This is a genomic window from Pseudomonas sp. GL_139_B (genome assembly GCF_057834475.1).
Map to the genome: position 1 here is coordinate 3,718,103 of NZ_CM174403.1, position 22,633 is coordinate 3,740,735.

The following is a 22,633-nucleotide window of genomic DNA, read 5'->3' on the forward strand; positions in this document are numbered from 1 at the left end:
GTTCGCCTGCAGTAATAATTCACCGCAACGACATCGAAGCTTGGTTCCTATGCGTATCGCTTATTTCATCAATCAATATCCCAAGGTCAGCCATAGCTTCATCCGCCGCGAGATTCTGGCGTTAGAACGCCAGGGCTTGGAAGTGCAGCGCATTGCGCTGCGTGGCTGGGATGCCGAATTGGTGGACGCGGAGGATGTGTCGGAACGCGATAAAACCCTTTATGTGCTCCAGGGTGGAGTCAAAGACCTGTTGGTACCTGTCTTCCAGGTGCTGCGCGCCAAGCCGCGGCGCTTTTTATCGGCGCTCTGGTTGGCGCTACGCATGGGCCGACATGCCGATCGCCCCTTGCCGTACCATTTGATCTATTTGTTCGAGGCTTGCCGCTTGCTGTCTTGGTTAGAAGCATTCGGTGCCGAGCATGTGCATGCGCATTTCGGCACTAACTCAACCGAAGTGGTGATGCTGGCCAATGCTCTTGGCGGGCCCGCCTATAGCTTTACCGTGCACGGTCCTGAAGAGTTCGACAAACCGCAGTTTATTCATTTGGGCGAGAAAGTTCAGCGCTCGGTTTTTGTCGTGGCCATCAGCTCTTATGGACGCAGCCAGCTGTTTCGCTGGGTGCCTCATGCGCACTGGGCAAAAGTCAAAGTGGTGCATTGTGGCCTGGAACGAGCCTTTCACGATGTACCGGCAGTTGCTTCACCGGCTGCCCCCCGGTTGGTTTTTGTGGGGCGCTTGAGTGAACAAAAGGGGCCATTGTTGTTACTGGAGGCCGCCCGTATTCTGGCAGCGCAATCCGTAAAGTTTGAAATAGTGTTGGCCGGCGATGGGGAACTGCGTGAAGAAATTGAAGCCCTGATTGCGCAGTATGGTTTAGAGGCTCAGGTTCGTATCACCGGCTGGATTAGCAGTGCGCAGGTGCGAGAGGAAATTCTTGCGGCACGGGCCCTGGTGCTGCCGAGTTTCGCCGAGGGCTTGCCTGTGGTCATCATGGAAGCCATGGCCCTGCGCCGGCCAGTACTTACGACTTATGTGGCGGGTATTCCCGAGTTGGTGCGCCAAGGTGAGAACGGTTGGTTGTTCCCCGCCGGCGCGGCTGAGGACTTGGCCGCAGCGCTCGCAGACTGCCTCGCGCAACCTGCTGAAGTGTTGCAGCGCATGGGCGACGCCGCCTATCAGCGAGTGCTGGAGCGGCACGACATTGATACCGAAACGACCAAATTGGCGAAATTGTTCAAGGGCCAAACATGATCACGTTGTTCAGTTGGCTGTTCAGTGCACTGTTGATACTCGTCCTTTTGCCGGTGCTGGTGCTGTTCATCCAGGTGTTGTTGGCCTGCCTGACTGTGCGGTCGCCTGCGTCGAAACAAGGATCGCGGCCACGAGTGGCGGTGTTGGTGCCTGCACACAATGAATCATCGATCATCGTCGCAACGTTAAATAGTATTCGGCCGCAGTTGCTTGCTGGCGATCGCCTGTTGGTGGTGGCGGACAACTGCTCTGACGACACAGCCGAGCACGCCCGCGCTTCGGGCGCCGAGGTGGTTGAGCGCAGCAATGATCAGCAGCGCGGCAAGGGCTATGCGCTGGACTTTGGCGTGCGTCATTTGACGAGTAACGCGCCGGACGTCCTTATCATTGTTGATGCCGACTGTCAGGTGGCCGAGGGCGCTATTGAAAGGCTGGCAGTGCGTTGCATCGAATCTGGGCGGCCTACTCAATCACTTTATCTGATGCGTGCTCCAGAAGGCGCCGGGCTAAAAGTGCGGCTTGCCGAGTTTGCCTGGTGTGTGAAAAACCTGGTGCGGCCCAAAGGGTGGGCTCGGCTTGGTTTGCCCTGTCAGTTAATGGGCGCAGGCATGGCATTCGTTTGGCGGGATCTGCCTTTAATCAATTTGGCCAGTGGGCATATCGTCGAAGATCTGAAGATGGGCCTGGATTTCTGCCGACGCGGCAAACCACCTTTATTTTGCCCAGACGCTTTGGTGACCAGTTATTTTCCACGCAGTGAGGAAGGTTTAAGTATCCAGCGAAAGCGTTGGGAACATGGTCACCTGGGGGTACTTCTCGGTGATACGCCAAAGTTGATCATGGAGTCTATTAGTCGGGGCAACTGGAGTCTTTTGGCCCTGACGCTGGATTTGTTGGTGCCGCCGCTGGCCTTACTGACCCTGATACTGGGAGCGGCGTTTAGCCTGTCCTGGTTTATGTTTGTGTTCTTTGGTGCCCTGGCACCCTCCTTGATAGCTTCTACCGGGCTGGCCATCTTGGCTGTGACAGTCTTGCTGGCATGGAACCAATTTGGTCGGGGGATCATATCTTTTTCTACCTTGTTGTATGCGCCGTTCTACGCGTTGAAAAAAATACCCCTGTACCTGGGATTTTTAATCAAGCGCCAGGTTGAGTGGGTGCGTTCGAAGCGAGATGACACGTGATGCGTGCTCTTACCTGGCAGGACAACTGGAAAACGATTGTCCCGAAACTCAGGCTGGTCAGCGATGTTGGCGATGAACAGGATTTGATTGATGATTTGTCCAGGTTTGACACAACAACAGTGCTTGGGTTCGTCAATGCGCACGCCATGAACCTTGTGTCGGGTAACAATCAATACTACGAGGCGTTGCTGTCTGCTGACGTTCTACTGCGAGACGGCAGCGGCATGGCCATGCTGTTTCGCCGTCTCGGACTGGCCCCGGGATTAAATATGAATGGCACGGATTTTATTCCCAAATTGCTGGCTGCGTTCAAAGGACGACGCGTGGCATTTTGGGGCACTGAAGAGGCTTTTCTAGCTAATGCGGTGAAACGAAGTGAAGCGCTATTTGCGGTAAATGTAGTGTCTGCGCACCATGGTTTTGCTGAAGCGGATGCCTATGTAAACCTTGCCAGGTGCTGGCAGCCAGAATTGGTTGTGCTGGGAATGGGCATGCCCAAACAAGAGGTCGTAGCTACCAGGCTAGCCGCCAGCGGTGTGCCATGTCTGATTGTCTGCGGTGGGGCTATCCTCGACTTTCTGGGTGGCAAAGTTGATCGGGCGCCGAAATGGGTGCGTCGTCTCGGTTGTGAATGGGTGTTCAGGCTGATACAGGAGCCAAAACGATTATTCAGTCGCTATGTGGTTGGTAATCCGATGTTCTTGCTGCGTATGCTTATCTACAGAAGGGCCACTCCTTAGCGGGTGCTCTCACTTGCCCGCTTTTATCGCGCCCCTCGGTATCGACTAGTAGGCATGCTTGCCGGAGAAGGCAAGCACAGTGCGCAGAAGAATGACGAAATCGAGCCAGAGCGACCAGTTGTTGATGTATTCAATGTCCGAATCAACCCGCCGAATCATCTGTTCTATATCTCTCGTTTCACCACGAAAGCCACGTACTTGAGCCAGGCCTGTGATCCCTGGCTTGATGTTGTGACGGGCAAAATAGTCCGCGATGTCGGGTGAGTACTGCGCATCGTGCGCAATGGCGTGGGGGCGAGGCCCCACCAGGGACATTTCCCCCATCAACACGTTGAACAACTGCGGCAGTTCATCCAGGCTGGTTTTGCGAATAAAGGCGCCCACCCTGGTAGTGCGCGGATCGTTCTTTTCAGCCTGTTTGACGATGCCATCTTCCGGTTGATGGACGACCATGCTTCGGAATTTCCAGATACGAAACGAGTCGCCACTCCACCCCATGCGTTTTTGTCGAAAGAACACCGGTCCAGGGCTGTCGAGCTTGATGGCAATGGCGACTACCGCCAGCAACGGTGATGCAATCAGCAAGATGAGAAAGGCCAGGACTCTATCTTCAAGGTTCTTCAGAAGCAGCCGCATCCCCATCAGCGGAGTTTCAGAAAGGGTCAGCACGGGAATCCCGGCAATTTCACGTACGCTGTGATTGATCAAGCGTAGTGAAAAAATATCCGGCACCCAGTTTACGGCGATGTGCTTATCAAACAGCTTTAAATAAACGTCTTTGATAACCTGCGGACCATCCAGTGGCGTAACAAAATAGACGGTACGAATGGAGTGCTGAACAACTAGCTCATCCAGGTCGGAGATATGGCCCAGTATGGGTAAGCGATGTGGATTTTTTGAACTGTCTTCCACATGATCTTCATCCGTCCCGATCAACACTGCCCCAACCACCTGCTCACTCAGCCAGGGGTTATTGCTGATTTTCTGGTAAAGAAAGTTGGCCAGCTCTCCCTTGCCAATAATAAGTGCGTTGTTCCTATGAGCCGGATGGGCCAGGAACTTTTTCTGGACTTCGCGTGTTGCGAGGTGCAAAAGCAACTGCGCGAAATACCCGATAACAAACAACTCACCCACCAACAAACGCGAGTACTGCTCACTTTGCTTGGTAAGAAAGGCCATGGCAACAAGAAAACAAAAAACGGCCGTCCATGCCTTGAGAAGCTTAAAAGTTTTGACAGCGAAGCCGACATTGCTTCGGTAAATAGCATAGTGATCGTATACGACGGCCAACGCCCCCAGTAGCAACAGGACCATGATGACATAGGCCTGCGATATAACGCCGATGTGATAGTTGATCAGGTACCACGCGACACCGGTCACCGTGACACAATCGAGCCCGGCCTGGATAACGATACTGGTACTGCTTCTTCGCTGAAGAACGGAACGACTAGTATTGGGCTCAAAAATCATATTTAGATCTCATTTGCTGCCCCTCGCGCTCAATGAAGTCGCGATTCAGTCCGCGTTACCGCCAAACCACTCCTGCTTGTGATAAACCACCGACAACCAAATTTATAGACTTCGGGCAGGATGGAGCAATGCCTGCTATCACTTTAGCATCACCATGGAGTCCTGCCACCGGTTCGGCGTTCGTTGTCAGTGTTGGGTTTTTGGGAGAAACGCCTGTTGCAACAGGAAGCAGGCATCGACAAGGTTACGCCGCTGGCGCTTCGCCTGACGGCTACGGTGATGCTCGGTGCCTGCCTGACGATGGCGGTGATCGATTAAAAAAGTGTGGAAGCCCTACTTTTTTTCCACCAGGAACTATTGTGGATGGAGCGCGATCTGGTCAGCCCAGTGCCGCCGCACACACTCAGTGTCCTACCCGCCGTTGCGCATGGAAACCATCACCGCGCAAAACGCCGTGGCTTTCACCCGACACTTCGGTGACCGCGTAGAGACCATGGCCGAACTGGCCCGCGAGGGTTACACCGGGCACATGCACCTGGACGATCAAGGAGATGCAGTGGCGTTTATCTGGGGCGCGGCGGCCAAATCCGCGCCTGTCATAACGCCCCTCGCCAAAGCGGGCGAGCCGACAACAAAAATCGTGGAGAACGAACATGCCTCACCAAGTCATAGTCAACGCTGACGATTTCGGCCTCAGTGCCTGCGAAAACGCAGTGATCCTGGGGGCTTTTCAGGCGGGAGTCATCAGCTCCGCTACCGCCATGGCCAATATGCCGGCCTTCGAAGCGGCGTGTGTCATGGCCCGGCACCCGATACTCGAAGGCCGGATCGGGCTGCACTTCAACCTCACGTACGGGCGCCCCTTGAGCCAGTCGATTCTGGGTCGAAGCACCTTCTGCAACAACACCGGCATGTTCGACCTCAACCTGTCCCGCCGCCGCCTCTGGCTCAGTCGCCGAGACCGTGGTGCGGTGCTCGAAGAGCTCAAAGCGCAATGGCAACGCTGCCTGGACAACGGCGTGCGACCGAGCCATCTGGACTCTCACCAACACGTGCACAACATCTGGCCCATCGCGGAAATCGTCGCCCGCTTCGCCGCCCACCAAGGGGTGCCGGTACGGCTGGCGCGCAATCTGGGGCAAAACCTGAGCCTGCCAAAGCGCCTGTTCAAGGAACTGCTCAATCGGCGTTTAACTCACCTGGCCGGCGCCACTGCTAACTACGTGTGCACCCCGGTGGACCTGCGCAATGCTGCGCCACCGACCGATGGGCTGCTGGAGATCGTCGCGCACCCTAACCAGCTCGGCGCCGATTTTGGCGATGCCTATCTCGATCATGGCGAGTCGTTGAGCGCACTGTTGGACCAGCGTTTGCCGGGGGTGCAACGAGTCTCTTACAACGGGGTGGGCAAGTCTTACAGCGAGCGAGCAGAGGCGATTCTGGAATAAAAAACCACACTGTTGTGGAGTCGCTGTGGAAGCGCTATGTGTTTTTCCATTGGGAACTGATGTGGATGGAGCGCGATCTGATCCGGTTTGCGCGGCGAGTCCAGTCGCGAGCCGGTGGGCTTGATGTTCACTTGAATACAGCGGCGTCAGTGATGCCGCTTTCGCGGGCAAGCCCTAATGCCGATTAGTTAAGACGCAATACCTGATCGCGATGGCGGATTGACAGGCAACGCAAGTGTTGACTGTACCACCGCCATCGCGAGCAGGCTCACTCCCACAGGGATTGCGGCGTTCAATACCTTAACTGATCGGCATTAGGGAAAGCCCGCTCCTGCAGGGATCCTCGGCGGCCACAAAAACTGCGTCTCATGAAAATCAAAAATGTGGGAGTGAGCTTGCTCGCGAAGGGGCCAGAAGTAGCAATACGTTTCTTAGCGCGTCACCACCAACGTAAAACACATCGGCAACTGCGCCGCCTGCCGCTCATACCGGTCATACAGCTCCTCTCGGTTGGAGTGCGGGTATTCCTTGAAGTGGCTGATGTGCAATCCGGCGTCGAGGGCGCCGGCGAAAATGTCGCCCAGGGTGTGGACGAACCAGTAAGACGCGGCGGCCTGTTGTTCGACCTTGCCTTCGTAGACGATCGGCTGGTTCTGCACGAATGGCTCGCTGCGAAAATACGAACTGTCCGGGCGGTAAGGATCAGCTGACTCGGGGTCGAACATTTCCAGGAACGGGTGGGTTTCGTATACCACCAGCGCGCCGCCAGGTTTGAGGGTCGACGCGACGTGACGCATGAACTCGCCGATGTCCGGCATCCAGTTCAAGACGCCGATGGTGATCAGGGCTACGTCGAAACGATTGTGCATCGCACCCGGCAAATGATGAATGTCCGCCTCGATGAACTCGGGTGTATAAGCCGAGTGCGATGCCAATTCCCGGGCCTGATCAAGAAACGCTGCGGACTGATCGACGCCCACCACGCTATGGGCACCCAATGCATACAGCGAGAGACTTTCGCGGCCGTTGTTGCAGCCCAGTTGCACCACGTCCTTGCCAACAACGCCCACCTGCTCCAGCACACCGGTCAACGTCGCATCCAGGCAGGAGAAATTTCTCTGCCCCACGGCGCTCAAAATCTCGTGCCATTCGCGGGTGTCTTTGTGGTGTCGGGCGGAATCGTTCCACGCCTCGCGGTTGCTGGCGATGGCTGTTTCTTTTGTCGGCATTTCCATTGCACGCTCCAGATTCGGATCTTGTCTAACCGGCACGAGTCTAGATCAGCCTGCAAAAAACACCTGTTGGAATCTTGTAAATCGGGCACGGCGAACGCGTGCCCATACGACAGCTATAGTTAATGGCCTTGGGGAATTGCGCGAAAACCGATGATGCAGGTGTTGCCATGAAAAAAACCGATCTGACGCTGCTATTCACTGCTTGCCTGATTGTTGCAAGCGCCGCCCACGCAGACGACCGCATGACGCCGACCACCGATTACAGCAGTGAATTCAACTATTACGGGGCCGACCAACCCTTCGCCCACCCCGTTCCACCTTCCATGAGCATCGTACCGCCAGGTTCGTATATCCCGACCTCGCCCCAGGAATTCATACCGATTTCAAGCGAGCACGTGTTCTACGATTCCCAATTACCGACACTCGCCGATGCCTCCGTTCGGGTGTTCATCCGCACGTACGATGCCGAGCACGGGGTGTACGTGAACGAGGAAGTCCTCGACCCGACCTGCACACTCGAATGCCTGAGCCATCAGCGCCCCATGCTGCAATAAACCTACCATTGGCGTTTATCCGGGCGTGCCAGGCCGAGTTTCTCGATCCGGTAGCGCAACATATCACGGCTCAGGCCCAACAGCCGAGCGGACTTGGTCACGTTCCAGTCGGTCTTGTCGAGCATCTTGCGCACCATATCGCGCTCGACTTCGGGCAGGTTCATCGACTCGCTGCCGTTGTAGATCGGGCGCGGCTCGTGGTGTTGAGGCTCATGCTGATACATCGGTGGGTCATCCACCAGGCTCAGGCAAACGTTTAACTGGTGAACGGCGATGGTATCGCTCTGGGCCAGCAGTACCGTTTGCTCAAGCATATTGCGCAATTCACGCACGTTGCCCGGCCAACTGTAGCTGAGCAGCAGTTCTTCAGCCTGATCGCTGAAATGCAGGTTTGGCTTGCCATAGCGTTTGCCGTGGGCCCCAAGGAAATGCCGGGCCAATAGCAGGATGTCTTCGCCGCGGGCATACAGGCGCGGCACCTTGATGGAAATGATCCGCAGACGGAAGAACAGGTCACGGCGAAACTTGCCCTGCTGGACCATTTGTTCAAGATTGCAGTTGGTGGCGCTGATCACACGCAGATCGACCTTGCGCTCCTTCACCGACCCGACTCGACGGATGGTGCGGTCTTCCAGCAGCTTCAGCAGCTTGGCTTGTAACAGCAAGTCCATCTCACCGATTTCATCGAGAAACAGCGTACCGCCATCGGCCGCTTCCACCAGGCCGACACGGCGGTCCTTGGCGTCGGTAAAGGCGCCTTTCTCGTGACCGAACAGTTCCGACTCCACGAGGTTTGAGGGGATCGATGCGCAGTTGAACTCAATGAACGGTCCTTTGCTGCGCGGGCCGTCGAAGTGCAGCGCCCGGGCCACCAATTCTTTACCGGTGCCGGTTTCACCTTCTACCAGCACGGGTGGCAAGTCGGTGTTGGCCATGCGTCGCTCGGCGTCGAGCAACTGGGCGATGGTATTTTTAAGGTAGTTCATCGGCGCCGATTCGCCGATCAACGCCTGCACGCCGGACTTCTGCGCCTCACGTTCCTGATAAAACGACAACGTGCGTTCCATGCGATCGGTCGCCAGCGCCTTGTCCAGCAACAGCTTGAGTTCGGGCAACGCCACCGGTTTAGTGACGTAGTGAAAAGCGCCCTCTTTCATCGCCACCACGGCATCTTCGACATTGCCATAGCCCGTCATCATGATCACTTTCAGGTCCGGCGCGCTGACGCGCAGCTTCTGGATCAGATCGTGACCACTCATGCCCGGCAACGAGTTGTCGGTCAGCACCACGTCAGGGGCGAACGTACTTAATTGCTCCAGTGCATCTTCAGCAGAGTGACAGACCGTTACCTCGAAGTCTTTGCGCTCCAGGTAGGTCTGAATATTTTCGGCGAGTATTTCGTCATCCTCGACCAGCAATATGCTGCGCTCCATATTCCCCTCCCGTTGCCACTCTAAAGTTGAGACAGACGCGGGTTCCTTCCTGCTCTTGGCTGGTCAGTTCAACCGAGCCTTCGAAACGCTCCATTATTCGTTTGACCAGGGCCAGGCCTACGCCTAACCCTCCTTGTTTGGTGGTGAAAAACGGCTTGAAGACCATCTGTTGCTGCTGTTTGTTCATGCCTTTGCCGGTGTCAGTGAGGATCATGCGCACATGGCCGTCGTGAGGCTGTTCGATATCAATCGTCAGGTGGCCACCCTTGGGCATCGCTTCCAGGGCGTTGGCAAACAGGCTATTGAGTATTTGCGTCAACAGCACCTGTTGGCTGACGACCGGTGGACAAGTTTTAGGCGTGAAGTGCACCTCCACGTTCGAACGCTTTATCAGGGCATCGAAAGCACTCAGGGTGTCATCAATGGCCAGCACCAGGTCGACCGTTTCATAGTCGTCATTCATGGGCCGCAACGACACCAGCAACTCCCGAACCCAGCGCGACATGCGATCAACCTGATTGATGATGTCGCCGATGTTCTTCTGCGCACTCTGGCTGGCGACGTCCTGGGCCAGCTCGGCGCTGGAGCGAATATTGGCCAGCGGATTGCGCAAACTGTGCGCGACCGCCGATGACATTTCCCCCAGGGCAACGAAGGTTTCATTGGTAATCAATTGTTTTTGCTGGCTCTTCAGCAACATCGCGGCCTGGCGCACAATCCAGAACAACCCGAGGTAAATGACCAGACCGCCGAGCACCGTCGCCAGCCAGATCGCCTTGAAACCACGCTGGATACGCGCTACCAGGTCCACCGGCTCCTTGTAGATCTCGACCATGGCGACCACTTTGCTTTTGTCGGCATTGAACATCGGGATGTAGTTTTCGATGAACAGGTATTCCGGCTCGCGCAGCAGTCTCTGTTCGGGGCGCTCTTCGTCGATCTCGTGGTAGCTGGTGGACACCGCTTCTTTCATTTCAAACGATTCGTCCAGCTCATCGTCGCCTTCGATACGCGTGCCGATCAGCTCCGGGTTCGTCGACCAGACCACGGTCCGATCCAGCGCGTACACCGTCGCCAGCAAAATGTCCGGCAGATGCTCCACATGATCGAGAAATTCAATGCGCGCAGCCGCGCGGGCTCCCGGGGACACGTCCGGATATGCGTTGTCCAGGCGCGGATCGAGCATTTCGCCCATGGTTCTGTCCGGGCTGATCGTGGCATGACGAATTTCGGCAGCACCAATGGCCTGAATGAATTGCGCAGTCAGCATCGAATCGCGCTCGATGCTCTCGGTGACGACGAAACGCGTGGAAATATAGCCAAGCCCCGACGCGACGGCGGCGATGATGAGAAAGCTGCCCAGGGAAAACCAACGCAGCAGATTGAATTGTCCCATCCGCTTCTGGCCTTTTGCTGCCGGCGTGGCCGGCTCCGGTTCTTGTTGTTCTAGTGTCGGCATAGGGTTGTCCTGAATGCTCGCTTCAAGCCTGTTCAGCCATGTTACGGTTCAGTGTAGGTGGCATTGAACGCGCCTGTCTCTGACCCAATGATATTATTTCGCCGCTATTGTGCCTGCGCCGCTTGCAACGGTTGCTGACGGTCAGTTTCTTCCTGCAAAAATTCCATAATCGATTGCGCGGATTTCTCATCCAGACGCAGGTTGGGCATCGGGATTTTGTCGAAACGTTCAAACAGCTCCACGGCAATCGGGTCTTTTTCCTTCAGCATCTTGTCCGGCTCACGAATCCAGCGATTGAGCCAGGCCGGGGCGCGTTGGCGGGTCACGCCGATCAGGTCCGGGCCGATGCTGCGCATGCCGATGCCCTGCCCGTCCATCGGGCCCAGGCTGTGGCACGACGCGCAGCGGGTGCGAAACAGTTCTTCGCCATTGCTGGGCGGACGAATTTCAGGAGCGTTGGCGTAGCTTTCCCCCGTGCTGGCTTTTTTCCAGTTCTGCAAGGTGTTGGCCAGCTGATCGGCGAGAATCCACGGGTTCTCGAACGGTGAGGCTTTCATCCAGCGACCGGTGCTCTGGTTGCCGACGATCAGGCTCAGGTTGTGATCTTTGCTGCGTCCATTGTCGACGCCTTCAATGAATAGCCCGAGTTTCTTGCGCAACTCGGTGACATCAGCAAACTCCCCGGTGAGGAATTTCCAGCCCGGCCCGACCTGGAACCGTTGGGCATAGGCCTTGAGCACTTCGGGTGTGTCGCTCAACGGGTCGATGCTGATGGAGTAGAAAAAGATGTCCTGGCCAACCCGGTCGCCGAGCAGCTTTTGCACCTGACGCAGGCGCGCGGTTTCCAGTGGGCAGGAGTCACTGCACGAGGTGAAGATGAAGTTGATCACCACCACCTTGTCCTTGATCAAGTCATCGAAAAAATGCACCTGCTGACCGTCCTGATCGGTCAGCAGGGTGTTGGGGAAATAATCGCCGCCCCAGGGTGTCGCCGACTCCTGCGTCGGCGACAACACACCTTCATGGGCCAGCAGTACCTGACTGGCCAGCAGACAGCTGACCAGTACCAATATCAGGTGCATGCCCAAGGCGCGGGAGCGCGGCGTTTTAATGTTCATGTTCATGCTCATGTTCATGTCGGCTCCCTCGCGGCGTTTCATTTAACCGGCACTTTAGGGCCGAAGCCGTCACCAGTGGTGTAGGTTGGCAGTGCGGCGGAGTTGACGTAGCGCACACCATCCCAGCTAGGCAGCGGTGTTGGCATCAACTGGAATTGCCCGGGTTTCTCAATGTCCCAACGCAGCAGCATTGAGTTGTCTTCATGCTGGGTGTTGTGACAGTGCTCCATGTAGGTCCCGGCAAACTCGCGGAAGTTGATTGCCATCTCGACGTTGTCCAGACCGTCTTTTTCCGAACCGATGCGGTACACGTCCTTACGCGCCCATTTTTCCCACTCTGGTGGTGCCTTGCCGCCACGACTGAGGATGATTCCCTCCTCGAAGTGCACATGCACCGGGTGGCTCCAGCCACTGCCGCCAAGCTTGATGTTCCAGACTTCCAGGGTGCCGTAACCGGTAGACCCTGCATCCGTTGGACCGTTGGCCAGTTGGGTCGCGGCGTTCAAACGACGCGGGTCCATATGGTAGCCGAAGCCGCCATCGGTCTTGACTGTCCACGGCGCTTCATCGGTACCGTCGGAGCGGCCGAAGACGAAGGTCCGGTGCCGAGCCTTGGCCAACAGCGCCTGGTCAGCCGGATTGTCGCGATGAAGCTTCAGAGGGATCATCACCAAGCCTACGGGCTTGCCCGGTTTGGCCGGTTCGTACAGTGCAGGGTCCATGGCGAGGTCTTGACCGGTATACGCCTTGACGTTGAGTTGCAGGATTTTGCCCACCGCCGGATCACCCTTGTCCCACTGCGGGCCCTTGCTGCCTTGCTTGATCACGGCCAGGTATTTCTCCGACAGCACGTCCGCCAGCGAGACAGGATCTTTCGGGCCTTTACCATCCTCATGCACCAACAGGTTGACGAAGAACACCTTGTCGCCAGGCTTGATGCCGTTTTTCGCGAAGTTGACGATGATGTCGAAACGCTCGGCAATGCCCTGGGTCGGCAGAATGGCGTTGTGGTTCTGAAGATCGCCGTCGCCGTCCAGGTCCATGGTGCCGTCGAATGGCACGCTGTGCTCCATGATGTTGCCGTCATTGGCGATCATGTGGAACGGCACGCGGGCATAGGACACACCCGAACCTTTAGGGCCCTGGAACTCGCCGCTGGTGCCTTTGATTTCACGCACAAGCGCCAGTTTGTAGTAACGCGACACCGAGCCGTTGAGAATGCGGAACCGGTAGCTGCGAGCGCGCACATCCAGGGTCGGTTTCCATTGCCAGTTGACCATCACCTGGTCGCCCAGGAAGCCGTCGGTGTTGAACGGGTTGAACCACAGCTGACCGTTCTGATCCCAGGCCTTGTCGGCCACAACCAGGTTGACGTCGTAGTCGCGGTTACCCCACGGCAAGGCACTGCCGCTAGGGAAACGCAGGTTGACGCCGTCGTTCACCGACTCGTTACCACGGTCCAGGGCGCTGTAGTAGTTCATCATCGCCGCGTTGCCCTTGTAGACGTTCTGCGCGGTGAAATCGAGCATGTGGTCATGGAACCAGTGGGTGCTCATGGTTTCGCGCCAGTCGCCACGGATCTTGATCGTGCCGTTCTCGCAGGTTTTGCGGCTCGGGCTCATATCGTTGGTCCACAGGGTTTCACCCGGTGCGCAAGGGAACGCCGCGCGTGGATCCTTTGCGTCAGTGTTGATGGTGTCGTAACCGGCCAGCTGGATCGGCCAGCGATAGTCGTAATACTGCCCGGGGAAGAAAAACGCGTTGGCATAACCATCGCTTTCCGCCGGGCCGTGACCGTTGTGCTCATGGGTCGTGATGGTGTGCAAACCAAAACCCATGTTGGCGGACGGGTCGATTGGCAAGCCGTTGTAGTGGCGCATCAACGTCGGCTGGCCGTAACGCACCATCAACAGTTTAGGCGGCAAGGTCCCGTCGAAGGTCCACACCGAATTGTGATTTTGCACCGGCATGTTCGGGTGGAATCTCGCATCAACGCCTTTGGAAGTACCCTCCGTTGCCGGAATACCGGCCACGTTGTGATACAGGCCACCGGGCCCGAACTCACCCACGGCATAACCGTGCATCTGATGGCTGTCGCGCCACCCCGTATTGAGCCTTGCTCCGGTTTGCACGGTTTTGTAGGCCATTTGCGGGTAGAACTCGTTCCAGCGCTGATGCGACCAGCCCTTTCCTGGCGGACGGCCTTCGGCAGAGGAGCCGATGTGGCGGTTGAGGAACACCTCGATCTGCGCCTGCCACGGGTTGCGGTCCACCACGTTGGAGTACTGACTGGGGAACGGTGTCAGCCCCGGTTGACGCATGAAGGCATCGAGTGCTGCGCTCGGTGGCGCACTGCGAGCCGCATTCGTCGGGTCTTGCTGTGGCAACGGGCCAACCGCCGCTGGCGGAAAACTCAACGGTGACGGCGGCGTGGTGGGGTCGAGTTTTTCCGGGCCGAACTCTTCAAACAGCACGAGCTGCTGAGTGAATGGCTGAGCACCATACAACGGGCTCGGTTTGCCATTAGTGGGGTAATTGAAACTGGTTTGCGCCGACGGCGGCAGGACGTTCTCCTGCCGCGTGATGTTACGGGTGCCTTTGACGCCATCGGGCAAATCGAAGGAGTCTTCGTTGGCCTCCGGCATGCTCAAAATGGAGTTCAGGGCGGCCGGTTCATCCGCCGGTGCGTCTTGATAAGCCGAAGGGTCGGACGGTTCAGGCTGTCGCTCGTCATCGATTGGACTGGCACGCAGACTCGCTGTGCTCAGCGTCATCGTCAGAAGGACGCTCAGTGGCGTCAACAAGCCAATCCACTTGTAGGGATAACGCGTTTTTCTGTCCATCATCAACCGCCTCGAATGCGTGAAGGGGGTGATGTGGGATTTGCAAGGACCTCGCCAATTTGTAACAGTTTTATACGAAATTATTAACACCCAGCAAAACAATGGCTTATCAACATCAATGTGCCATACCCCGGTAAAAATGACTGGGGCTTGACACCCGCTAGCGGGGAAAGTTCGCACCCATTTTCAGGGAACTCGTTTAAACGACAAACGGACGGTAGTGCCCTCGCCTTCGCGGCTGTCCAGGATCACCGCACCACCAAAACGCTCCATGATGCGCTTCACCAGCACCAGCCCGACGCCCAGCCCACCCTGTTTGGTGGTAAAAAACGGGCGGAACGCCATGTTGCGCTGCTCCTCATTCATGCCTTTGCCAGTGTCACTGACGATCAAACAAGTACCTGCATGTTCGATCGGTTCCAGCGTGAGGGTCAGCGTGCCCTCCTTGTCCATGGCTTCCAGGGCATTGGCCATCAAACTGTTGAGGATCTGCGTCAGCTGCACCTGTTGGCTCAGCACCATCGGCGTCTCCTTCGGCTCGAATACCACGTGAATCCTGGCCTTGGCGATCTGATGTTCGAAGGCCAGGAGACTGTCATGCAAGCAGGCGACCAGGTTCACCGCCTCCGCTTCGTCGTTGAGCGGTCGCAAGGATTGCAGCAATTCCCGGACCCATTTCGACATGCGATCGACCTGACCGATGATGTCGTTGATGTTCTTGTGGGCCGGGCCACTGTCGAACTCAAGCGCCAGTTCGGCACTGGAGCGAATGGTCGCCAACGGGTTACGCAGACTGTGGGCAACCGCCGAAGACATCTCCCCGAGGGCGACAAAGGTTTCGTTGGTGATCAATTGTCTTTGTTGCGTGGCCAACAGAATCGCCGCCCGCCGCACGATCCAGTACAGCCCCAGGTAGATCAGCCCTCCCCCGAGGGCCGTGGCCAGCCAGATCATTGCCAGGCCGCGCTCCATGCGTTCGATCAAGTCCTTGGGTTCCTTGTAGATCTCGACCATCGCGGTGACGGTATCGCCATCGGCGTCGAACAGCGGAATGTAATTCTCGATAAAGATGTAGTCCGGTGGTGTGACGAATTTCTGCTCCATCTTCCCCTTGTCCACGTTGTGATAGCTGGCGGACACCGGAGACCTGGAGCCAAACGCCTGATCGAGATCATCGTCGGCATGGATCGTGGTGCCCATCAACTCCGGATTGGTGGACCAGATCACCATGCGGTCGGGGGAGTAGATGTTGGCCAGGATCACATCGGGCAAATGTTCGATATGGTCGAGAAATTCACCTCGGGCACTGGCACGGGCCATTGGATCGACATCGGGAAATTCCTTGTCTTTGCGCGGGTCGAGCAACTCGCCCATGGTCCGCACATGGGGAATGGACACATGGCGCACCTCGGCTGAAGCAATCGCTTGAATGAACTGCGACGTCAACAACGCATCGCGCTGCACGCTCTCGGTAATCACAAAACGCGTGGACACTGCGCCCAGCGCCACGGCGACCGTGCCGATCACCGCCATGCTGATCAGCGAAAACCAGCGCAGCAGATTGAACGGTTGTTTGCGCGAACTCAGGCGAATACCACCCTCTTCTTTTTGAAGGGCTGCTGCTTGAATATTCATGAACGTGGTTCCCGGATTTCCCCTATAGGGTTATAGCTCACTGCCAGATGTTTGCCCCGTTTGCGGTGTTACCCCCCCCCAACTTTTCCCCGCCTGACCCATCGCCCCCATCTATCCCCAACACTGGGGGCAGTCGCCCGTTTGGGCGCCCGCCGCGATTTAGCCGCAACAATGCCACAGTCCTTCACTGCGGGCCTGTGCCGACGGTTTTCAAAGATTGGTACGGAATTTGCCAAAAGACCTGTCAACTGACTCGCTCCCAAGGGACTGGTCTTCTGATAGAGGGAATACACATGCACCCTTTACTGTCAAAAACCACGATCGCTTTGATCGTGACCGCTCTGGCCCAAGGCGCTGCACAAGCGGCATTGTTTGCTGTGGACCCCGGAGAATATCTTCACGAAAACGGCAATTTCGCCGCATGGTATCAAGACACCCATGGTCGAACCCTCGATCTGTGCCTGTCAAAGGCTGTCAGTTCTCGAGTTCCTGGCACACCGGGCGCACCGACATATATGTGCTCCCTGCTCCCAGCCCCCGGTATTTTTGACGATAACCAACCGCTGGATTTCCCGAAAAATTTCCCCGACGAAGCGTTCTGGTTCACCGCCGACGCTGCCATCGCGGATCCTAGTGGCATTAATCTGTCCTACGGTTCAGCTATTGAAGCGGCTTTCAGCGGAGGTGATCCCGCCGAGGGCGACCAGATCAGCTTTGCCCGCATCCGCATTCGCGTCGATGTGCCTGACGCGGGCACCTACATCATCACCCACCCTTACGGCGTCGAAGTGTTCACCGTCGACACGCCTGGCCGGAAGGCGATCAACATGACCCGGGACATCGGTATTGGCGCACCGAAAACCTACGACGGCGCGCTCAAAGGTGACATCGGCCCATTTCTGCGTAGCGTCAACGGCCCCTACACCGAGAAAAACCCGGTGACCGGCACAGCCGAACAGTTCATCGGTGATCCGAACCTCAATGAGGCGGTCACCGGCAGCCCCTTCAACACCAATTTCGTGCGCATTGAAGGAGGGCCAAAGAATCTGGACTTACGCACGTCCGTCTTCGCTGTATCCGGAAAATTATCGACCGTGGTGCGGCCAACGCCGATGATCACCCAGCGCAGCACCTACTCGCGCACGGGCAAAGCAGGCGATCCGGTGGTGGCCCAGCAGGACGTGTTCGCCCTGGCCCCACCCGCGCCAGCCACGGTGACGCTGGACAGCAATAGTCCGGCGCTGGGCCTCACCGAAGGCGACTCCACCGGTAGTTGGTATGCACAGTCTCCGACCAACCCGTCGTTGCCAAATACCTTGCAATTGACCGCCGACAACCACTTGGCCATCCCCACCAGTACGCCAACCGTTCTGCACCCTCCTCTGACCGACCTGGTGGTGATTTCCCGCGCCGAGTACAACCTGAAAACCTCGGAGCTGACCATCGAGGCCAAGAGCAGTGATGAAGTGTCGCCACCGACGCTCAAAGCCACACTTGGCACGACCAGCACAGGTGTTGCCATCGGCACCCTGGCTGGCACCCCGATTCCGCCCCCGAGTGGCAGCCCGCCCGGCACCCCGGCCGGCACGAGTACGCTGCAAACCCTCTCAACTGGCGTACCGCCGATTCCGCCAGCCAAGATCACGGTGACGTCAGCCAATGGTGGCACCGATACAGAAGATGTGGTCCTCGTGCCCGGCAGCGACACCAAACCACCGGTTGTCGCGCAATGAACGCTCACATGACCAGATCCTCATCAGGAGGCATCATGAACAATTGGCCACGCCTGGCGCTCAACGCCTTGGGAATGACTCTCTCGCTGTCGGGCAGCGCGTTCGCGCAACTCGGGGCTGTAGACCCTGGCCCCTACACCTTTGCCAGCGGGAAATTCCCGATCTGGTATCAGGAGAAAACCCCGGATTCTTCGCCGCCTGCGCAACCTCCCGCAACGCCGCCTGCTCTGCCGTCGCCACTGGCGATGGAACTGTGCCAATCCCGGGCCACCAGTTCGCGGGTGGTGCCTCCCACCGTACCACCGGCCTACATGTGTACCCTGCTGCCCACACCAGGCATTTTCGACGACACCCAGCCAATGGTGTTCCCGGATAACTGGCCGGACGAAGCCTTCTGGTTCCTCGCCGAGACCAATATCCCTACCGTCGCAGGCTATGGCATGGACGCTTACGTCGCCGGGATAGAGGCTGCATTTAGCGGCGGTAACCCTGTCGATGGTGATCAAATCAGCTTCGCGCGGATTCGCATCCGTGTGAACGTACCCGTCGCAGGGGACTACACCATCACCCACCCTTACGGCGTGGAAAAAGTGACTGTCAAAACCCCGGGACGTCGAGCAATCAACATCACCAAAGACGTTGGCATCGGCGCAGCGGGCAACTTCACTGGCGCATTGAATGGTGCAATCGGGCCATTCCTGCACGGTGCCAAGGCTCCCTACACCGAATTGAACCCTGACACCCTCGCTGTCGAAACCTTTATCGGTGATCCGAACACCCCCGAAACAGTCACGGGCAGCCCCACCGGCAACAACTTTGTACGCATTGAAGGGCCGCCCGGGAAAATCGATACCTTTCTGTTCACGGTGGCCGGGAAAGTATTCGACAAACGCACTCAACAACATGTCGACATTGACCGCGCAACCTACCGCCGCACCACTTCAGGCGGTCAAAACAACACCCAGATCGAGATCTTTGCCAAGGCGGATAGCACCTCGACCCTGTGCTTTCGCGAAACCGTTGCCCTCGTGCCAGGCACAACCCCGTCGCCATGCCTGACTGACCTGACGGGTAACGGCAGCGGCTTATTCTTTGGTCAGCGACAGTTCAATGGAAACGTGCCACGGGTGATCGTGGTAACTGCCAAAGGTCCGAACGACGATACCCGCCCGACCTCCGTATCGAGCAAGCTCTCCGATCAGGTGAAAATCCAGACCGCTAGCTACGACTGGAGCAAACACAGCCTGACGATAAAGGCCACCTCCTCGGACGAAGTGTCAGTGCCGGACATGGTCGCTCAGGGCTACGGACGTCTGTCGAAGTCTGGCATTGACCAAAACCTGACCGTCTCCGACCTGCCCCAGCCACCAGCCACCGTGACGGTTAAATCCGCCGCAGGCGGCAGTGACACCGAGCCGGTCATAGTCGTTGGCAAGGCACCGGACACGGGCGAGAACAAGGCGCCAATCGCCGTCGCCGACACCGGCAGCACCAGCTTCGGCGTACCGGTCACCCTTAACTTGCTGAGCAACGACAACGACCCGGACGGCAACACGCCACTGACCATCACCGCGCTAACCCCGCCGGCTGCCGGGCAAGGCACTGTGGCATTGAGCGGCACAACCGCGGTGGTCTACACCCCGCCACCCACCGTGAACACAACGCTGACCACTACCTTCACTTACAAGGCTCAAGACGCCAAAGGCCTGGCCTCGACCACGCCAGCGACGGTGACCATCACTGTGGCGCCTAACCGGCCACCGACTGCGGTCAACGATGCCGTTACGACCCTGGGCGTGGCGATTCCCATCAACGTGCTGGCCAACGACACCGATCCGGAAGGCAACGTGCCGCTCAGCGCCTTCATCCTGACCCCACCGGCGGCCAATCAGGGCACCGTCAGCCTGAGCCCTGACGGAACCGTCATCACCTACACCCCACCAGGCACGGTGACCACGGCCTTCACCACCACCTTCACCTATGCCGCCCGGGACAGCTTCGGCGCCCAGTCGACGCCGGCGACGGTCACGGTGCAAGTCTCGCCAAAACCTGCTGCGGAAACCTTCGCGGTGACCACGGCGACAGTGTCGGCTCGCTCCAACAACCGCTACACCTGGGACTTTGCGGGCACCTCATCGGTGGTCACCGGCAACACCATCACCATCAAGGTGACCACCCCGACCGGGCTGCAAACCCTGGGCACCACCACGGTGCCGGTGACCGGTCGCTGGAAGCTGACGGTGAACAACATCACCACGGTGATCCCGTCGGTTAACCCGACCGCCACCATCAGCTCGTCCCAAGGCTCCGTACGCACGGTGCCGGTGATCTCGAACTGAGCCCCCGCCCCACCCGCCAAGATGGTGGGTGGGGCCGGCCTCATCGCAAAGGACTGAACCATGAAAATTTCGACCGCCACCCTGCTCTGCCTGCTTCTGCTTTGCAGCAGTGCGGGTGTGCGCGCCGATGACTTGATGGAAAACGACGACCTGGGTCCCGGTGGCGACCTGGGAGAGTTAACTCCCCCGGTTGGCCAGCACGCGCTGATCGACCAGAACGGCCAGGCCAACGTGGCACTGCTGCAACAGAACGGCCAGTCGTTGCTCGGCACCATTGTGCAGTCGGGCAGTAATCAAGAGGCCTACATCCTGCAACAAGGCAGTGACCTGATGGCATCGATCAACCAGCAAGGTTCCGGCAATAACGCCGACATCACCCAAACCGGCAGCCATAACCGCGCGCAGATATCCCAGAAAGGCAATAACAACGACGCCAGCATCGACCAGGCCGGCACGGGGCTTTCCAGCGCCGTGACCCAGTCCGGAAACGGCATGAGTGTCTCGGTCAAACAATATCGCTAAGCACTGCACCACTTTGGAGGTTCCATCATGTTCAAACTGAAACCCCTTACCGCCGCCATCCTGGTCATGGTCAGTGCCCAGGCGATGGCCGACGACAGCACGTCCAACCAGAACCAGAACGGCACTGCCAACATCGCCAACGTGACACAGACCGTCGCCAGTTTCAGCACGTCCACTCAACAACAAACAGGAACGGGCAACGATGCGATGACGGTGCAAGACAACGCCAGCAGCACCATCGAACAGACCCAGGACGGCAAATACAACGCCGGCTACGGTGAGCAACTGTTCGAAAACGGCAGCACCATCACCCAGCAACAAACCGGCACCTATAACACCAGTCATGCCAGCCAGTCGATTGGCGTAGGTAGCAGCCAGGCACTGCAACAACAGCAAGGCAACGGCAACTTCTCGTTTGTCTATCAGGACAGTCAGGACGGCTCGACCGCCACGACCTTCCAGCAAGGCAATGAAAACAAAGCCAACATCGAACAAATGGAAATAGGCGTCGGCAACAACGCGACGATCAACCAACACGGCAATACCAACTACGGCACCGCCGAACAGGTGTTCCAAATTGGCGGCCAGATCGACATCAACCAGAATGGCAATAATAACTATGCCTATGGCGACCAGCGCAACGGCGAGGGCGGCACCCTGACCATCGACCAGGTCGGCAATGGCAACGGCACCGAAGTCTGGCAGGACACCCAGCTTGTCAGCTACGCCACCATCCATCAGAACGGAAATACCAACGAAACCGTAGTCGACCAGAGCTTCGGCCAAGGCAACGAGGCGACGGTGACGCAAGTCGGCAGACTCAACGCAATCTATGCCGACCAGTACGAGTCCATCGGGTCGACCCTCGGGCTGTACCAAGAGGGCAAGGGTAACGTGCAGTTCACCTACCAAAGCGGCGATGGCCATGTACTCAACGCCAGCTCCGTCGGTACTGAAAACAAAGTCTACGCCAGCAACTGGAAAGGCCCGCAATCGGGTGGCCAATTCGGCAGCACTCAAACTGCAACCGTCAATCAAAACGGCAAAAACAACGTCGCCAATTTCACCCAGGACGGCGTTGGCCAACTCATGACAACCCATCAGACCGGCACCGGCAACACAACCACGGTCACCCAGGCCGATTCCTACAACGAGCTGTATTTCGACCAGAACGGCAGCGACAACATCCTCATCGCCGACCAGCGCGGCACCACCAACATGGCACAAGGCAGCAGCAATGGTTCTGGCAACAGCACCGAGTTCACCCAGTCCGGCTCTGACAACCAGGCGTACACCACACAGCTGTATGGCAGCGACAACACGATCACCGTCAAACAGGCGGACAGCATGAACGTGGCCTATGTGACCCAGGGCGGCAACGGCAACATTGCCAGTGTTGATCAAAGCGGCATGACCCAAATGGCCACCGTGCAGCAAATCGGTAATGGCAACCAGGCAACAGTGCTACAGCAATAATCGCGCGGCATAAAAAACCGCGACCTTTGGGGGAAGGTCGCGGTTTTTTTGTTTGTCTGATTCTGCTGGAAATGAGTTGGCAGTGAGGCCGCCTTCGCTGGCAAGCCAGCTCTTATAGAACAAAATTTATCTCATTGATTTTAAAGATAAATTATTTGCCGATTTATCGGCATGTTCTCTGCGCGACAGCGC

16 protein-coding genes and 1 pseudogene are annotated in these 22,633 nt (G+C 57.5%); 10 read left to right on the forward strand and 7 right to left on the reverse strand.

From position 1 onward, the window contains the following. Positions 1 to 49: 49 nt before the first annotated feature. From AC3ISI_RS16855 to AC3ISI_RS16865, 3 genes are read left to right on the forward strand one after another with little or no spacing between them, the layout of a single operon-like run. Positions 50 to 1,252, forward strand: coding sequence for a glycosyltransferase (locus AC3ISI_RS16855; protein ID WP_489332950.1), 1,203 nt, complete (start codon positions 50 to 52; stop codon positions 1,250 to 1,252). Next, positions 1,249 to 2,436, forward strand: coding sequence for a glycosyltransferase family 2 protein (locus AC3ISI_RS16860; RefSeq protein ID WP_489332951.1), 1,188 nt, complete (start codon positions 1,249 to 1,251; stop codon positions 2,434 to 2,436). Before AC3ISI_RS16855 ends, AC3ISI_RS16860 begins: the two co-directional genes overlap by 4 nt. After that, positions 2,436 to 3,176 (forward strand): WecB/TagA/CpsF family glycosyltransferase, encoded by a 741-nt coding sequence (locus AC3ISI_RS16865; protein ID WP_489332952.1) that lies wholly within the window; start codon positions 2,436 to 2,438, stop codon positions 3,174 to 3,176. Before AC3ISI_RS16860 ends, AC3ISI_RS16865 begins: the two co-directional genes overlap by 1 nt. A gap of 45 nt (positions 3,177 to 3,221) precedes the next feature. On the opposite strand, the gene AC3ISI_RS16870 is transcribed toward AC3ISI_RS16865, so the two are convergent. Then, entirely contained in the window at positions 3,222 to 4,646 is a 1,425-nt protein-coding gene (locus AC3ISI_RS16870; protein ID WP_489332953.1) for an undecaprenyl-phosphate glucose phosphotransferase, read from the reverse strand. A 313-nt stretch (positions 4,647 to 4,959) separates the two neighbouring features. On the opposite strand from AC3ISI_RS16870, the pseudogene AC3ISI_RS16875 reads away from it, so the two are divergent. Both AC3ISI_RS16875 and AC3ISI_RS16880 read left to right on the forward strand, forming a co-directional pair. Then, positions 4,960 to 5,226, forward strand: a pseudogene (locus AC3ISI_RS16875) (N-acetyltransferase); the annotation flags it as partial. Positions 5,227 to 5,299: 73 nt separating this feature from the next. After that, positions 5,300 to 6,094 carry a ChbG/HpnK family deacetylase gene (locus tag AC3ISI_RS16880; protein ID WP_489332954.1) on the forward strand — a complete coding sequence of 265 codons (795 nt, stop codon included), beginning with the start codon at positions 5,300 to 5,302 and terminating at the stop codon, positions 6,092 to 6,094. A 431-nt stretch (positions 6,095 to 6,525) separates the two neighbouring features. Here AC3ISI_RS16880 and AC3ISI_RS16885 read toward each other — a convergent pair whose 3' ends face one another. Beyond that, entirely contained in the window at positions 6,526 to 7,329 is an 804-nt protein-coding gene (locus AC3ISI_RS16885) for a class I SAM-dependent methyltransferase (RefSeq protein WP_489332955.1), read from the reverse strand. Positions 7,330 to 7,496: 167 nt separating this feature from the next. On the opposite strand from AC3ISI_RS16885, the gene AC3ISI_RS16890 reads away from it, so the two are divergent. After that, the gene (locus AC3ISI_RS16890) at positions 7,497 to 7,883 is read left to right on the forward strand and encodes a hypothetical protein (protein WP_489332956.1); all 387 of its coding nucleotides are present in this window, start codon (positions 7,497 to 7,499) and stop codon (positions 7,881 to 7,883) included. 2 nt (positions 7,884 to 7,885) lie between these two features. Here the strand turns inward: AC3ISI_RS16890 and AC3ISI_RS16895 are convergent, their stop codons facing one another. From AC3ISI_RS16895 to AC3ISI_RS16915, 5 genes are all read right to left on the reverse strand, one after another. Beyond that, the gene (locus AC3ISI_RS16895; RefSeq protein WP_489332957.1) at positions 7,886 to 9,316 is read right to left on the reverse strand and encodes a sigma-54-dependent transcriptional regulator; all 1,431 of its coding nucleotides are present in this window, start codon (positions 9,314 to 9,316) and stop codon (positions 7,886 to 7,888) included. Continuing rightward, entirely contained in the window at positions 9,285 to 10,775 is a 1,491-nt protein-coding gene (locus AC3ISI_RS16900; protein ID WP_489332958.1) for a sensor histidine kinase, read from the reverse strand. The genes AC3ISI_RS16895 and AC3ISI_RS16900 overlap by 32 nt, the downstream gene beginning before the upstream one ends. A gap of 104 nt (positions 10,776 to 10,879) precedes the next feature. Continuing rightward, the gene (locus AC3ISI_RS16905) at positions 10,880 to 11,893 is read right to left on the reverse strand and encodes an SCO family protein (RefSeq protein WP_489332959.1); all 1,014 of its coding nucleotides are present in this window, start codon (positions 11,891 to 11,893) and stop codon (positions 10,880 to 10,882) included. Between the two features lie 38 nt (positions 11,894 to 11,931). After that, complete coding sequence (locus AC3ISI_RS16910; RefSeq protein ID WP_489337738.1) at positions 11,932 to 14,736, reverse strand: multicopper oxidase domain-containing protein; 2,805 nt, start codon at positions 14,734 to 14,736, stop codon at positions 11,932 to 11,934. Positions 14,737 to 14,922: 186 nt separating this feature from the next. Further along, positions 14,923 to 16,371: a sensor histidine kinase gene (locus tag AC3ISI_RS16915; protein ID WP_489332960.1), complete on the reverse strand. Its 1,449-nt coding sequence runs from the start codon at positions 16,369 to 16,371 to the stop codon at positions 14,923 to 14,925. Between the two features lie 293 nt (positions 16,372 to 16,664). Here AC3ISI_RS16915 and AC3ISI_RS16920 point away from each other — a divergent pair, with 293 nt between their 5' ends. From AC3ISI_RS16920 to AC3ISI_RS16935, 4 genes are read left to right on the forward strand one after another with little or no spacing between them, the layout of a single operon-like run. Next, positions 16,665 to 18,104 (forward strand): hypothetical protein, encoded by a 1,440-nt coding sequence (locus AC3ISI_RS16920; RefSeq protein WP_489332961.1) that lies wholly within the window; start codon positions 16,665 to 16,667, stop codon positions 18,102 to 18,104. A 35-nt stretch (positions 18,105 to 18,139) separates the two neighbouring features. After that, entirely contained in the window at positions 18,140 to 20,443 is a 2,304-nt protein-coding gene (locus AC3ISI_RS16925) for an Ig-like domain-containing protein (protein WP_489332962.1), read from the forward strand. Between the two features lie 60 nt (positions 20,444 to 20,503). Beyond that, complete coding sequence (locus AC3ISI_RS16930) at positions 20,504 to 20,965, forward strand: curlin (protein WP_489332963.1); 462 nt, start codon at positions 20,504 to 20,506, stop codon at positions 20,963 to 20,965. Between the two features lie 27 nt (positions 20,966 to 20,992). Further along, positions 20,993 to 22,441, forward strand: coding sequence for a curlin (locus tag AC3ISI_RS16935; protein WP_489332964.1), 1,449 nt, complete (start codon positions 20,993 to 20,995; stop codon positions 22,439 to 22,441). The last annotated feature ends 192 nt before the right edge of the window (positions 22,442 to 22,633 follow it).

Bases quoted from the DNA above. Each gene is read 5' to 3' on its own strand.
- AC3ISI_RS16855 (WP_489332950.1), top strand. From the start codon at position 50: ATGCGTATCGCTTATTTCATCAATCAATATCCCAAGGTCAGCCATAGC.
- AC3ISI_RS16860 (WP_489332951.1), top strand. From the start codon at position 1,249: ATGATCACGTTGTTCAGTTGGCTGTTCAGTGCACTGTTGATACTCGTC.
- AC3ISI_RS16865 (WP_489332952.1), top strand. From the start codon at position 2,436: ATGCGTGCTCTTACCTGGCAGGACAACTGGAAAACGATTGTCCCGAAA.
- AC3ISI_RS16870 (WP_489332953.1), bottom strand. From the start codon at position 4,646: ATGATTTTTGAGCCCAATACTAGTCGTTCCGTTCTTCAGCGAAGAAGC.
- AC3ISI_RS16880 (WP_489332954.1), top strand. From the start codon at position 5,300: ATGCCTCACCAAGTCATAGTCAACGCTGACGATTTCGGCCTCAGTGCC.
- AC3ISI_RS16885 (WP_489332955.1), bottom strand. From the start codon at position 7,329: ATGGAAATGCCGACAAAAGAAACAGCCATCGCCAGCAACCGCGAGGCG.
- AC3ISI_RS16890 (WP_489332956.1), top strand. From the start codon at position 7,497: ATGAAAAAAACCGATCTGACGCTGCTATTCACTGCTTGCCTGATTGTT.
- AC3ISI_RS16895 (WP_489332957.1), bottom strand. From the start codon at position 9,316: ATGGAGCGCAGCATATTGCTGGTCGAGGATGACGAAATACTCGCCGAA.
- AC3ISI_RS16900 (WP_489332958.1), bottom strand. From the start codon at position 10,775: ATGCCGACACTAGAACAACAAGAACCGGAGCCGGCCACGCCGGCAGCA.
- AC3ISI_RS16905 (WP_489332959.1), bottom strand. From the start codon at position 11,893: ATGAACATTAAAACGCCGCGCTCCCGCGCCTTGGGCATGCACCTGATA.
- AC3ISI_RS16910 (WP_489337738.1), bottom strand. From the start codon at position 14,736: ATGGACAGAAAAACGCGTTATCCCTACAAGTGGATTGGCTTGTTGACG.
- AC3ISI_RS16915 (WP_489332960.1), bottom strand. From the start codon at position 16,371: ATGAATATTCAAGCAGCAGCCCTTCAAAAAGAAGAGGGTGGTATTCGC.
- AC3ISI_RS16920 (WP_489332961.1), top strand. From the start codon at position 16,665: ATGCACCCTTTACTGTCAAAAACCACGATCGCTTTGATCGTGACCGCT.
- AC3ISI_RS16925 (WP_489332962.1), top strand. From the start codon at position 18,140: ATGAACAATTGGCCACGCCTGGCGCTCAACGCCTTGGGAATGACTCTC.
- AC3ISI_RS16930 (WP_489332963.1), top strand. From the start codon at position 20,504: ATGAAAATTTCGACCGCCACCCTGCTCTGCCTGCTTCTGCTTTGCAGC.
- AC3ISI_RS16935 (WP_489332964.1), top strand. From the start codon at position 20,993: ATGTTCAAACTGAAACCCCTTACCGCCGCCATCCTGGTCATGGTCAGT.